This is a genomic window from Pseudomonas sp. GW821-FHT03A09, assembly GCF_059421065.1.
In genome coordinates, this window is record NZ_JBWKUX010000011.1 from 98,508 (window position 1) to 111,810 (window position 13,303).

The 13,303-nt window shown below is 61.0% G+C and carries 9 protein-coding genes; 8 read left to right on the forward strand and 1 reads right to left on the reverse strand.

The genetic code is table 11. From position 1 onward, the window contains the following. Positions 1-8 precede the first annotated feature (8 nt). Positions 9-794 (reverse strand): helix-turn-helix transcriptional regulator, encoded by a 786-nt coding sequence (locus tag AC07V4_RS20155; RefSeq protein WP_431750743.1) that lies wholly within the window; start codon positions 792-794, stop codon positions 9-11. A gap of 201 nt (positions 795-995) precedes the next feature. Between AC07V4_RS20155 and AC07V4_RS20160 the strand changes: the two genes are divergently transcribed. From AC07V4_RS20160 to eprS, 8 genes are all read left to right on the forward strand, one after another. After that, on the forward strand, positions 996-2,360 hold the full coding sequence (locus AC07V4_RS20160; RefSeq protein WP_431750744.1) for an APC family permease: 1,365 nt from the start codon (positions 996-998) through the stop codon (positions 2,358-2,360). Positions 2,361-2,369: 9 nt separating this feature from the next. Continuing rightward, entirely contained in the window at positions 2,370-3,473 is a 1,104-nt protein-coding gene (locus AC07V4_RS20165; RefSeq protein WP_492636662.1) for a DmpA family aminopeptidase, read from the forward strand. A 367-nt stretch (positions 3,474-3,840) separates the two neighbouring features. Then, a complete protein-coding gene (locus tag AC07V4_RS20170) occupies positions 3,841-5,274 on the forward strand; it encodes a serralysin family metalloprotease (RefSeq protein ID WP_492636663.1) in 1,434 nt (477 codons plus the stop codon). Between the two features lie 48 nt (positions 5,275-5,322). Then, the gene (locus AC07V4_RS20175) at positions 5,323-5,691 is read left to right on the forward strand and encodes a protease inhibitor Inh/omp19 family protein (RefSeq protein ID WP_431750747.1); all 369 of its coding nucleotides are present in this window, start codon (positions 5,323-5,325) and stop codon (positions 5,689-5,691) included. A gap of 104 nt (positions 5,692-5,795) precedes the next feature. Then, positions 5,796-7,547: a type I secretion system permease/ATPase gene (locus AC07V4_RS20180; RefSeq protein ID WP_431750748.1), complete on the forward strand. Its 1,752-nt coding sequence runs from the start codon at positions 5,796-5,798 to the stop codon at positions 7,545-7,547. Beyond that, the gene (locus AC07V4_RS20185; RefSeq protein ID WP_492636664.1) at positions 7,544-8,857 is read left to right on the forward strand and encodes an HlyD family type I secretion periplasmic adaptor subunit; all 1,314 of its coding nucleotides are present in this window, start codon (positions 7,544-7,546) and stop codon (positions 8,855-8,857) included. Before AC07V4_RS20180 ends, AC07V4_RS20185 begins: the two co-directional genes overlap by 4 nt. A 2-nt stretch (positions 8,858-8,859) precedes the next feature. Then, positions 8,860-10,194 carry a TolC family outer membrane protein gene (locus AC07V4_RS20190; RefSeq protein ID WP_492636665.1) on the forward strand — a complete coding sequence of 445 codons (1,335 nt, stop codon included), beginning with the start codon at positions 8,860-8,862 and terminating at the stop codon, positions 10,192-10,194. A gap of 30 nt (positions 10,195-10,224) precedes the next feature. After that, the gene (eprS, locus tag AC07V4_RS20195; RefSeq protein WP_492636666.1) at positions 10,225-13,182 is read left to right on the forward strand and encodes an autotransporter serine peptidase EprS; all 2,958 of its coding nucleotides are present in this window, start codon (positions 10,225-10,227) and stop codon (positions 13,180-13,182) included. Positions 13,183-13,303: the final 121 nt, after the last annotated feature.

The following is a 13,303-nucleotide window of genomic DNA, read 5'->3' on the forward strand; positions in this document are numbered from 1 at the left end:
ATCCAGTGTCAGGGGTTTTCCAGGTCATGCCCCAACGACTGGATAAACAACGAAAACAGCTCCGGCTGTGACGAGATATCCAGTTTGGCGTACAGATGTCGCCGGTGCACCTTCACGGTATCCGGCGAGATCTTCAGGCGCTCAGCCATGGCCTTGGACGAGAACCCGCGCAACACCAGGCGGGCGACTTCCAACTCGCGCTCCGACAGCACACCGCTGCCGAAATGGCTCAGCGCATCCCGGATCTGGCTGTCCATCGCCGGCGCTCGTTCGGTGCTTTGTTGCCAATGTTGCTGCATCAACGGCAGCACCCACGCCGCCAGTGTGGTCATCAACCCGCTTTCATCGAAACTGAACCGCCGTTGCATGCCCAGGGACAACGACAGGGTGCCTGCGCCCGGCAGTTGCAGGATGAATTGCATCTCATCTTCCAAGACGTTGTCGTGGAAGTAGTTGAGGAAGTACTCACTCTGGCGAAAATGGTCCGGCGCCACTTCTTCCAGGCGGTACACGCCGCTGGCATACCCTTCGCGGCACGCCTGGAAAAACGGGTCGAGCAAATACAAGCCATTGAGGTACACCAGCATCGACGCCGGTTTGCTGCTGGGCTGGGCGTCGTACTCCTCCAGCGCCTGGGGCGGGCCCTCCAGTGGGTAGAAGATCGCCAGGGCGTTATCGAAGGGCAGGCACTGGTGCAGCAACAGCACCAGCTGTTTCCAGAACCGCTCGGTGCCGATCTGTGAGACGGTGCGCCCCAGCCCCGCATGCATGCCGATTTCCCTGAACAGGCTCATGTAACAGGCTCCCGCCGAACAAAAGATCGGCCAAGGGTTCGGCTTTTGTCGGGGGGCGTCAAGGGGAGTACGCCAATAGGGGAATTGGCTGGCACGACCCTGGCCGATACCTTCGGAATCATTCAGCGGGAAAAATATCCCGCAACCCATCAGATTTTTCGTTTCTGCCTCACACCAAAAACAACGACAGAGGATAACGATATGAGTGCTTCTCCCGCGCCAGATGGCGTGCTCAAGCCCACCTTGAGCGTCTTCGATGTGGTGGCCATCACCGTTTCGGCGGTCACGCCGGCCAGTTCCGTGTTTGTCATCGCGCCCTTTGCTATCCAGCAGGCCGGCAGCGGTGTGTTCCTCGCCTTTGTGATGGCCGCTTTGCTCGCGCTGATGTTCGCCTTCTGTTACGCCGAACTCGGCCGCGCCCACAACAGTGCTGGCGGTGAATATGTCTACGCCAAGCGCGTTTTTGGCGGCATGGCCGGTTATGCGACGTTTTTGACCGTGCTGGTGATGTTGCTGTTTATCCCGCCGGTGCTGGCAACGGGGGCCGCGACGTATCTCAATAACGCCTTGGGAACGAAATTCGATTCGCAAACCGTGGCCCTGGTGATCGTGGTGTGCAGCTACGCCCTGGGCATCCTCAATATCAAGCTCAATGCCTGGATCACCGGCACCTGCCTGCTGCTGGAAGTAGCGGCATTGTTGGTGATCGTGTTTATCGGCTTTGGCAACCCGGTGCAGCCGGCCAGTGTGCTGTTTCAGCCGCAGATCGTCGAAAACGGCATGCTCCATCTGGCCCCCTGGGCCTTGGTGATCGGCGCGGTCGGTATTGGCCTGTTTTCGTTCAATGGCTACGGCCCGGCAGTGCTCCTGGCCGAAGACATGAAGTGCGGCGGCAAAGGCGTACACAAAGCGGTGTTGTGGTCGCTGGGGCTGGTGGTGGTGATTGAGCTGGTGCCGATCACCGCGTTGCTGATCGGCGCGCCGTCGTTGAGTGCGATGATCAGCAGCCCGGACCCCATCGGTTATCTGTTGACCAGTCACGGCAATGAAACCCTGTCACGCCTGGTCAGCGCAGGCATCTTCCTCTCGGTGTTCAATGCCATTGTGGCCATCGTCATCCAGATCGGCCGCGTGGTGTTCAGCAGTGGCCGCGATGCACTGTGGACGCCCACCATCAACAAGCTGTTCACCCGTATTCACCCGCGCTGGGACTCACCCTGGCTGGCGACGCTGTTCCTGGCCGTGCCCTCGGCGTTGTTGAGCTTCAGCTCCAACCTGGCCGATCTCACCTCGTTCAGCGTGTTGCTGATCATGCTGGTGTACCTGGTGGTGGCGTTGAGTGCGCTGATGAGCCGGGTATTGCTGCGTGATCGCGAGCACCCTTACCGCATGCCGTTGTGGCCGCTGCCGGCGCTGTTGGCCGTGCTGGGCGCGGGTTATCTGCTGGTGACGTTGATCTATGCAGCGTCAGTGCGGGACATCATGATCATCATCGGTCTGCTTGCTACGTCGGTGATTCTGTATTGCATCAGTGGCCGGTTGAGTCCGGCGTTCCAGAAACTGTAAGGAGTGGTTATGCGTGCACGTCAATTGGGCATCACGTTGGGGCTGGGCACGCCCGGCGAATTGAATGCCATCACCGATGTTCCGGGCGTCCGGGTCGGCCACACCACGCTCAAGACCCGCATCGACGGCAAGCAGGTGCGCACCGGCGTCAGCGTGATCCAGCCGCGGGCCGGGGAGGCGCGTCATCAACCGTGCTTCGCTGGCTATCACGTGCTCAACGGCAACGGTGATGCCACGGGCCTTGAGTGGATCAGCGAAGCGGGGCTGCTGACCACGCCGTTGGCTATCACCAATACCCACAGCATCGGCATTGTGCGCGACACCCTGATCGCCCTGGAGCGCGAACGCCTGGCGGACCCGGCCGTGTATTGGTGCATGCCGGTGGTGATGGAAACCTATGACGGCCTGCTCAACGATATCTGGGGTCAGCACGTGAAACCCGAACATGTGCGCGACGCGTTGAACGCTGCCGAATCCGGCCCCGTGCAAGAGGGCGCGGTGGGCGGTGGCACCGGGATGATCTGCCACGAGTTCAAGGGCGGCATCGGCACCGCATCGCGGTGCTTGCCGACGGAGCAGGGCGGCTGGACCGTCGGTGTGCTGGTACAGGCCAACCACGGTAAGCGCCAGGAGTTACGCGTGGATGGTTACCCAGCGGGGCGCCATCTGATGGAAATTCCTTCGCCGTTTGCCGAGCGCGGTACGCCTGGCATGGGCTCGATTGTGGTGATCATCGCCACCGACGCGCCGCTGCTGCCACATCAATGCCAGCGTCTGGCGCAGCGCGCCTCCATCGGTATCGCCCGCACCGGTGGCGGCACCGAAGATTCCAGCGGCGACCTGTTCCTGGCCTTCGCCACCGGTAACCAGGATATACCCGCGGCCGATTACGGGCGCAAAGGCTTGCCCCTGAGCACCCCCCTGCACATGGTGAACAACGACCATATTTCGCCGCTGTTCAGCGCAGCGGCAGAAGCCGTGGAAGAGGCGATTATCAACGCTCTGTTGGCCGGTGAGGACATGAGCACCGAGGAGGGCGTCACGGTGCCGGGACTTGCCGGTGAGGTGCTAATTAGCGCATTGAATAAGTCTGGCTGGAGTGTGTCCCGGTAATCAGGGACAACGCACTTTAATAGTGCAAATAGTGGCTCTTTAATGTTGCTTATGACACCGTGTCAATATATTGGATCCATTAATCAAGTAAGCCGCTCAACTTGAGCGGCTTTACCTCTATTTAATATTTAAATAACAGTCGGCGACGAATTGCCGCGCAACGCCAATAGTCCCCAATAAATGCGGGATGCCACTTCCTCAAGTTGAATCTACGTCACATTTTCAGTGCGGAAATATTTGTAGACGAAAGATTTCAAGTTGTGTCAGTTTCGATACGCCTTCAAAAGAGGCGAGTGATAGGACGATCTCGCCCGCGAGGTTCCTATCGAACAAAGACTGATGCACTTGCAAACAAGGAAGTACGTTTATGTCAAAAGTAAAAGACAAAGCTATTGTTTCTGCAGCGCAAACCAGCACCGCGTATTCGCAGATCGATAGCTTCAGCCATCTGTACGACCGTGGCGGTAACCTCACAGTCAATGGCAAACCGTCCTACACCGTGGACCAGGCAGCCACCCAGCTGCTGCGGGATGGTGCCGCGTACAGGGACTTTGATGGCAACGGCAAGATCGATCTGACCTACACCTTCCTCACCTCGGCCACCCAGTCCACCATGAACAAACATGGTATCTCCGGGTTCAGCCAATTCAACGCCCAGCAGAAAGCACAGGCCGCACTGGCCATGCAATCCTGGTCGGATGTCGCCAACGTGACCTTTACCGAAAAGGCCTCCGGTGGTGATGCACACATGACGTTCGGCAACTACAGCAGTGGCCAGGACGGCGCAGCCGCCTTCGCTTACCTGCCCGGCACCGGCGCAGGCTACGACGGCACTTCGTGGTACCTGACCAACAACAGCTATACGCCGAACAAGACTCCGGACCTGAACAACTATGGCCGGCAGACCCTGACCCACGAAATCGGCCACACCCTAGGCCTGGCTCACCCTGGCGACTACAACGCCGGGAATGGCAACCCGACCTATAACGACGCGACCTATGGACAGGACACGCGTGGCTACAGCGTCATGAGTTACTGGAGCGAGAGCAACACCAACCAGAACTTCAGCAAAGGCGGTGTCGAAGCTTATGCTTCCGGCCCGCTGATCGACGACATCGCGGCGATCCAGAAGCTCTACGGCGCCAACTACGCTACCCGCGCCAGCGACACTACCTACGGGTTCAACTCCAACACCGGGCGTGATTTCTACAGCGCCACTTCCAATGCCGACAAGCTGGTGTTCTCGGTATGGGACGGTGGCGGCAACGACACCCTGGACTTCTCCGGTTTTACCCAGAACCAGAAGATCAACCTCAATGAAGCCTCGTTCTCCGACGTTGGCGGCCTGGTGGGCAACGTGTCCATCGCCAAGGGCGTCACCGTCGAGAACGCTTTTGGCGGTTCAGGCAACGACCTGATCATTGGTAACAGCGCAGCCAACATCATCAAGGGCGGTGCCGGCAACGACATCATCTACGGCGGTGGCGGTGCGGACCAACTGTGGGGCGGCGCCGGCAACGACACCTTCGTGTACGGTGCCAGCTCCGACTCCAAGCCAGGGGCGGCGGACAAGATCTTTGACTTCACCTCCGGTTCCGACAAGATCGACCTCACCGGTATTACCAAAGGTGCAGGCTTGAGCTTCGTCAATGCGTTCACCGGCCATGCCGGCGATGCTGTACTGACCTACGCCTCGGGTACCAACCTGGGGACGTTGGCAGTGGACTTCTCCGGGCACGGCGTGGCGGATTTCCTCGTCACCACCGTTGGCCAGGCAGCTGTCACCGACATCGTGGCTTGATGTAAAGCGCGCGGCGCCCCGGCGCCGCGCTCTATGATGGAGCAACTGATGCCACGTTTTTCCCATTTGATCGCCTGTGCTTCGCAGGTGTTGTTCGTATCGGCAGGAGCCCAAGCAATGGCGAGCAGTCTCGTGTTACCCACTACCGCCCAGTTGGCCGGGCATTGGGAGTTGAAGCAACAGGATCAGGTCTGTGCGCTGGACCTGCTGGAGCAGGCCAATGCCCTGGCGGGCGATGTGGCCTGTGTTGAGCAATGGCTGGGTGATAAACCCCTGACGTGGTCACCGACTCCGGACGGAATCTGGCTGATGAATGCCGAAGGCACCGGCATTACCCATTTGAATCGCCAGAAAGAAGGCGAATATAAAGGGCGAACGCCGTCAGGTTCGGAAGTTGTATTGCAACGAACACCTTAGTTAACAGTTATAAGCATATAACTAGATTTTTATAGTTGGCCGTCCCTTGTCTAGGGGCTCGGGCAACTATTGCGCGTAATTCGCTTCAGGGAAGATCAGAAGATATGGCGAAGTCCCATGCGGTTGCGCCCTTATTCAGGGCGCTAGGTGAATACAAGAGTATTTTGATCAGCATCGGCTGTTTCACCGCATTGATTAACCTGTTGATGCTGGTGCCGTCGATTTACATGTTGCAAGTGTATGACCGCGTGCTGTCCTCCCAGAATGAAACCACCCTGGTGATGTTGACGCTGATGGTCGTGGGCTTCTTTGCCTTTATCGGCACCCTGGAAGTCGTGCGCAGTTTTATCGTGATCCGTATCGGCAGCCAGTTGGAGCGGCGTTTCAACTTGCGCGTCTACAAGGCGGCTTTCGAGCGCAACCTGCAGCGCGGCCAAGGGCATGCCGGGCAGTCCCTGGGCGACTTGACGGTGATCCGCCAATTCATCACCGGGCCTGCGCTGTTCGCGTTTTTCGATGCGCCGTGGTTTCCCATCTACCTGTTCGTGATTTTCCTGTTCAACGTATGGCTGGGCGTATTGGCGACAGCGGGCGCGGTAATCTTGATCGCGCTGGCCTGCCTGAATGAATACCTGACCAAGAAGCCTTTGGGTGAGGCGGGCGCCTTTTCCCAGCAGTCGACCCAGTTGGCCACCAGCCATTTGCACAACGCCGAGACGATCCAGGCCATGGGCATGCTCGGTGCCTTGCGCAAGCGCTGGTTCGCCGTGCATTCGCAATTTCTCGGCTATCAGAACAAGGCCAGCGACACCGGTTCGGTGATTACCTCGCTGAGCAAATCATTGCGCCTGTGCCTGCAATCCCTGGTGTTGGGGTTGGGCGCTTTCCTGGTGATCAAAGGTGATATGACCGCCGGCATGATGATCGCCGGTTCCATTCTCATGGGGCGCGTGCTCAGCCCTATCGACCAACTGATTGCCGTGTGGAAGCAGTGGAGTTCGGCCAAGCTGGCCTACCAGCGCCTTGATGACCTGCTGCGCGAGTTTCCCCCAGAAGTCGAACAGATGGCATTGCCGGCACCCCAAGGTCAGGTGAGTTTCGAGCAGGTCAGCGCAGGCCCGCCGGGGCGACGCCTGGCGACCCTGCATCAAGTCAGTTTCAACCTGGGTGCCGGCGAAGTGCTGGGCGTGCTCGGTGCGTCGGGCTCGGGTAAATCCACCCTGGCCCGCGTGCTGGTCGGTGTGTGGCCGACCCTTTCCGGCACTGTGCGCCTCGACGGCGCCGACATTCACCGCTGGGACCGCGACGACCTCGGCCCGCATATCGGCTATTTGCCCCAGGACATCGAGCTGTTCAGCGGCAGCATCGCCGATAACATCGCGCGTTTTCGCGATGCCGATCCGGAACTGGTGGTGAAGGCCGCGCAACAAGCCGGGGTGCACGAGCTGATCCTGCGCTTGCCCCAGGGTTACGACACCCTGTTGGGTGACAACGGCGGCGGTCTGTCCGGCGGCCAGAAGCAACGGGTGGCCCTGGCCCGTGCACTGTACGGCGCACCGCGCTTGATTGTGCTGGATGAACCCAACTCCAATCTCGACACCGTCGGCGAAGCGGCCCTCGCCAGTGCCATCGTGCAAATGAAAGCCCAGGGCTCCAGCGTCGTACTGGTGACGCACCGCTCTTCAGCGTTGGCTCAGGCCGACAAATTAGCGGTACTTAACGAAGGGCGGTTGCAGGCGTTCGGGCCGAGCCAGGAAGTGCTGCGCGCCTTGTCGGGCCAGCAGGAAGCACCACGGGAAAAGGCCGGTGTGAGCCTTAGCCGTCAGTATCAAGCCGGAAGGAACCCAGGCGCATGAGCAGCATGACCTTTGAACCCCGTTTTAAAGAGCGCGACGCCGGATTCTTCGTGAAAATGGGCTGGTGGCTGACGATTGTCGGCGCTGGCGGTTTTTTTCTCTGGGCCAGCCTGGCTCCGCTGGACCAAGGCATTCCGGTGCAAGGCACGGTCGTGGTGTCGGGCAAGCGTAAAGCCGTGCAAACCCTCAGCCCCGGTGTGGTCAGCCGGATTCTGGTGAAGGAGGGCGAGCAAGTGAAACAGGGCCAGCCGCTGTTTCTGCTTGACCAGACCCAGCATCAAGCCGACGTGCAGTCGCTGCAGGCTCAATACCGCATGGCCTGGGCGAGTGTGGCGCGGTGGCAGAGCGAGCGCGATAACCAAGCCAACGTCAGCTTTCCCGCCGAGTTGAGTGCCAACCCCGATGCTGCCCTGGCGTTGGTACTTGAAGGCCAGCGTCAACTCTTCAGCAGTCGCCGTGAAGCATTTGCCCGTGAACAAGCGGGGATTCGCGCGAATATCGAAGGCGCTACCGCGCAGTTGGATGGCATGCGCCGTGCCCGCAGCGACCTGACCGCCCAGGCGCAATCCCTGCGCGAGCAACTGAGCAACCTGCAACCCCTGGCCGACAACGGCTATATCCCGCGCAACCGGCTGATGGACTATCAGCGTCAGCTGTCCCAAGTCCAACAGAACCTGGCGCAAAACACTGGGGAAAGCGGTCGGGTGGAGCAGGGCATCCTCGAGTCCCGGCTCAAGTTGCAGCAGCACAGCGAGGAATATCAAAAGGAAGTGCGCAGCCAACTGGCCGACGCGCAATTGCGCAGCCTGACCCTGGAGCAGCAACTGACTTCGGCGGGTTTCGACCTGCAACACAGCGAAATCAACGCACCCGCCGACGGCATTGCGGTCAACCTCGGCGTGCATACGGAAGGCGCCGTGGTGCGTGCAGGCGAAACCCTGCTGGAAATCGTGCCCCAGGGCACGCGCCTGGAGGTAGAAGGGCACTTGCCGGTGCATCTGGTGGACAAGGTGGGTACCCATCTCCCGGTCGACATCCTCTTCACCGCCTTCAACCAGAGTCGCACCCCACGTGTGCCGGGCGAAGTCAGCCTGATCTCCGCCGACCAGATGCTCGATGAAAAGACTGGCCAGCCTTACTACGTGCTGCGCACCAGCGTCAGCGACGCCGCGCTGGAAAAACTCCACGGCCTGGTGATCAAGCCGGGCATGCCCGCCGAGATGTTCGTGCGTACTGGCGAGCGCTCATTGCTCAATTACCTGTTCAAGCCGCTGCTCGACCGCGCCGGCTCTGCGTTGACCGAGGAATGAGCATGAAGTCAGTGTTCATCACCTTGCTGTTGGCCTGCGGCAGTGCCCAGGCGGCCATGGGGCCGTTCGATGTGTACGAACAGGCCCTGCGCAACGACCCGGTATTTCTCGGCGCGATCAAGGAGCGCGACGCCGGCCTGGAAAACCGCACCATCGGTCGCGCCGGGCTGCTGCCGAGGCTGTCCTACAACTACAACAAAGGCCGCAACAACTCCGAGGCTCACCTGCCGGACGGGCGTGGCGGCAGCTACCGCGATGATCGCAACTACAACAGCTACGGTTCCACCTTCAGCCTGCAACAGCCGTTGTTCGACTACGAAGCCTATGCCAACTACCGCAAGGGCGTGGCCCAGGCGCTGTTTGCCGATGAGAGCTTTCGTGACAAAAGCCAGGCGTTGCTGGTGCGGGTGCTGAGTTATTACACCCAGGCGTTGTTCGCCCAGGACCAGATCGACATCGCCCGCGCCAAGAAGAAAGCCTTCGAACAACAGTTCCAGCAGAACCAGCACCTGTTCCAGCAAGGCGAGGGCACCCGCACCGACATCCTCGAGGCCGAGTCCCGTTATGAACTGGCCACCGCCGAAGAGATCCAGGCGCTGGATGAGCAGGACGCGTCCCTGCGGGAACTGGGGGCGTTGATCGGCGTGCAGAGCGTCAACATCAATGACCTGGCGCCGCTGAACCAGAGCTTTGCCGCCTTCACCTTGACCCCGGCCAACTACGACACCTGGCATGAACTGGCTATCAGCAATAACCCGACGCTCGCGTCCCAGCGCCAGGCCGTCGAGGTCGCCCACTATGAAGTGGAACGCAACCGTGCCGGGCATTTGCCGAAGATCACCGCCTATGCCAGCTCGCGCCGGCAGGAGTCCGACAGCGGCAACACCTACAACCAGCGCTACGACACCAACACCATCGGCGTCGAGTTCAGCCTGCCGTTGTATGCCGGTGGTGCCGTCTCGGCGTCCACCCGCCAGGCCAACCGTGCGATGGAACAGGCCGAGTACGAGCTGGAAGGCAAGACCCGCGAAACCCTGATCGAGTTGCGCCGTCAGTTCAGTGCTTGCCTGTCGGGGGTGAGCAAATTGCGCGCCTATCAAAAGGCCCTGGTGTCGGCCGAGGCGCTGGTGGTGTCGACCAAGCAAAGCATCCTCGGCGGTGAGCGGGTCAACCTCGATGCACTGAACGCCGAGCAGCAGTTGTACAGCACCCGTCGCGACCTGGCCCAGGCGCGTTATGACTACCTGATGGCCTGGACCAAATTGCACTACTACGCAGGCAACTTGCGTGACACCGACCTGGCGAAAGTCGATGAGGCCTTCGGCCCGGTGAAGTGAGCACCTATAAAAACAATAAGGATGGTTTAGATGATCACCGATTCACCACGCTTCAAACCCTTTACCGCAGGCTCATTGCTGCTGTTGTCCGTTGCGGCGCAGGCGGCTTACACCGAGACCGGCCAACCGGGTGACCCCGCCAGTTGGCGTACCGCCGAGTTCCAGAGTGACTGGGGCCTGGGGCGCATGAAGGCTGATGAAGCCTACGCCGCCGGCATCACAGGCAGTGGCGTCAAGATCGGTGCCCTGGACTCGGGCTTCGACCCCAATCACCCGGAAGCTTCCAAGGACCGCTATCACCCGGTCACGGCCACCGGCACCTACGTCAATGGCAGCCCGTTCAGCACCACCGGCGCACTCAACCCCAACAACGACTCCCACGGCACCCACGTCACCGGTACCATGGGCGCGGCCCGTGACGGCGTGGGCATGCATGGCGTGGCCTATAACGCGCAGATCTACGTCGGCAATACCAACGCCAACGACAGTTTCCTGTTCGGCCCGACCCCGGACCCCAAGTACTTCAAGACGGTGTACACCGCCCTGGTGGATTCCGGGGTGCGCGCCATCAACAACAGTTGGGGCAGCCAGCCCAAGGACGTCAGCTACCAGACCCTCGGTGATCTGCACGCCGCCTATGCCCAGCATTACAACCAGGGCACCTGGCTGGATGCAGCGGCAGACGTGGCCAAGGCCGGTGTCATCAACGTGTTCAGTGCCGGCAACAGCGGTTATGCGAATGCCAGCGTGCGCTCGGCACTGCCGTATTTCCAACCGGAACTGGAAGGGCATTGGCTTGCGGTATCGGGCCTGGATAAAGCCAACAACCAGAAGTACAACAAGTGCGGCATCGCCAAATATTGGTGCATTTCCACCCCTGGCGCGCTGATCAACAGCACCATCCCCGACGGTGGCTACGGCGTGAAATCCGGCACGTCGATGTCGGCACCCCATGCCACTGGCGCGCTTGCGCTGGTGATGGAACGCTATCCGTACATGAGCAATGAGCAGGCGTTGCAGGTGTTGCTGACCACCGCTACGCAGCTCGATGGTTCGATCACCCAAGCCCCCAACACCACCGTCGGCTGGGGTGTGCCGGACTTGGGCCGGGCGATGCACGGGCCGGGGCAACTGCTGGGCGCGATGAACGTGAACCTCGCGGCCGGGCAAGGCGATGTGTGGAGTAATGGCATCACGGATCAGGCACTGATCCAGCGACAGGCCGAAGACCGTGCCGAGCACGTTGCCTGGCAGCAAACCCTGATCGACAAGGGCTGGCAAAACGGTGTGGCCGCCAATGCCAGCCAACAGGACAAGACCGATTACGCCATTGGCACCGCACGAGACCAGGCCGCCGCCAACCGCGTGTACGAAGGCAGCCTGATCAAATCCGGTGCGGGCCGATTGGTGCTCAGCGGTGACAGCACCTATCGCGGCGCGACCACGGTCAACGGTGGCTTGTTGGCCGTCAATGGTTCGCTGGCGTCGGCGGTGACCGTCAACGACAGCGGCACCCTCGGCGGCTCGGGGCGGATCGCGGCATTGTCCGTGAACAACGGCGGCAGCGTGGCGCCGGGCAACTCGGTGGGCACCTTGCAGGTGGCGGGGGATGTGAACCTGGGGGCGGGCTCGACGTACGCCGTGGAGCTGACACCCACCAGCAGCGACCGCATTGTCGTGGGCGGCAAAGCCGTATTGGGCGGCGGCACTGTGACCCTGGCGCTGGAAAACAGCCCCACGTTGCTCAGCCAGAGCCAGGTCCAAAGCCTCATCGGCCGTCAATACAACATCCTGCAGGCGGCGGGCGGCGTTCAAGGGCAGTTCGGCCAGGTGCTGCCCAACTACCTGTTCCTCGGCGGCACACTCGACTATGCGGCCAACGGTGTGCGGCTGGATGTAGGGCGCAATAACGCTACGTTCGCCAGCGTGGCTGCCACCCGTAACCAGCGCAATGTTGCCGCTGCGGTCGAGCAATTGGGCGCGGGTAATCCGGTGTATGAAAGCGTGTTGCTCTCGGATTCGGTCGCTGCGGCCCGACAAGGCTTGCAGCAGCTGTCCGGCGAGATCTACCCGGCCATTGGTGCGATGTTGATCAACGACAGCCTGCAACTGCGCGATGCCGTGGGCGAGCGCCTGCGCAATGTGCCAGTGAACGGTGAGCGCAACCTGTGGCTCAAGGCCCTCGGCGCCTGGGGCAAGACCGACAGCCGCAGCGAAACGGCGGGCTCGACCACCTCCATCGGCGGCCTGTTGGCCGGTGTAGACGGCGCGTTGGATGAGCAGACCCGCATCGGTGTGGTCGCCGGCTACAGCGACAGTTCGTTGAACATGGGCAGTGGCACTCACTCATCAGCGTCCATCGACAGTTACCACCTCGGCGCGTATGCCGGGCGTGAGCTGGGCGACTGGCGTGTGAGTGTCGGCGGTGCTTACAGCTGGCATCGCGGCGATGTGAAACGTGACCTGCAATACGGCGCTGTCAGTGGCAAGCAAAAGACCAAGCTGGATGCGCGCACGGCGCAGCTGTTCACCGAAGCGGCCTACCGCATTCACCTGCAACCGTTGGCGCTGGAACCGTTCGCCAACCTGGCCTACGTGCACCTGGACAGTGACTCGTTCCACGAAAAGGGCGACGCCGCCGCACTGAAACGCGGCAGCGATCGGCGTGATGCGGTGCTCAGTACCTTGGGTGTCCGCGCGCTGAAAACCCTGGCGCTGAACGATCACCAACAGCTCGAACTTTCGGGCTCGCTGGGCTGGCAGCACAGCCTCACGGCGGTGGAATCCGAAGAACACTTGGCGTTTGTCGCCGGCGGGCCGTCCTTCGCCGTAGGTAGTTCGCCGTTGCTGCGCGATGCGGCGCTGGTAGGCGTGCAGGCCAGCCTGGCGTTGAGCCCATCGACACGGGTCAACCTGGATTACAACGGCCAATTGGGTGGCCGGGAGAAAACCCAGGGGGTGGGTTTGAGCCTCAACTGGCAGTTTTAGGCACACCACAGATCAAAAGGTGGGAGGGGGCTTGCCCCCGATAGCGGAGTGTCAGACGCCAGATGTGTTGACTGATACACCCTCATCGGGGGCAAGCCCCCTCCCACAGTGGTCGGTGGTG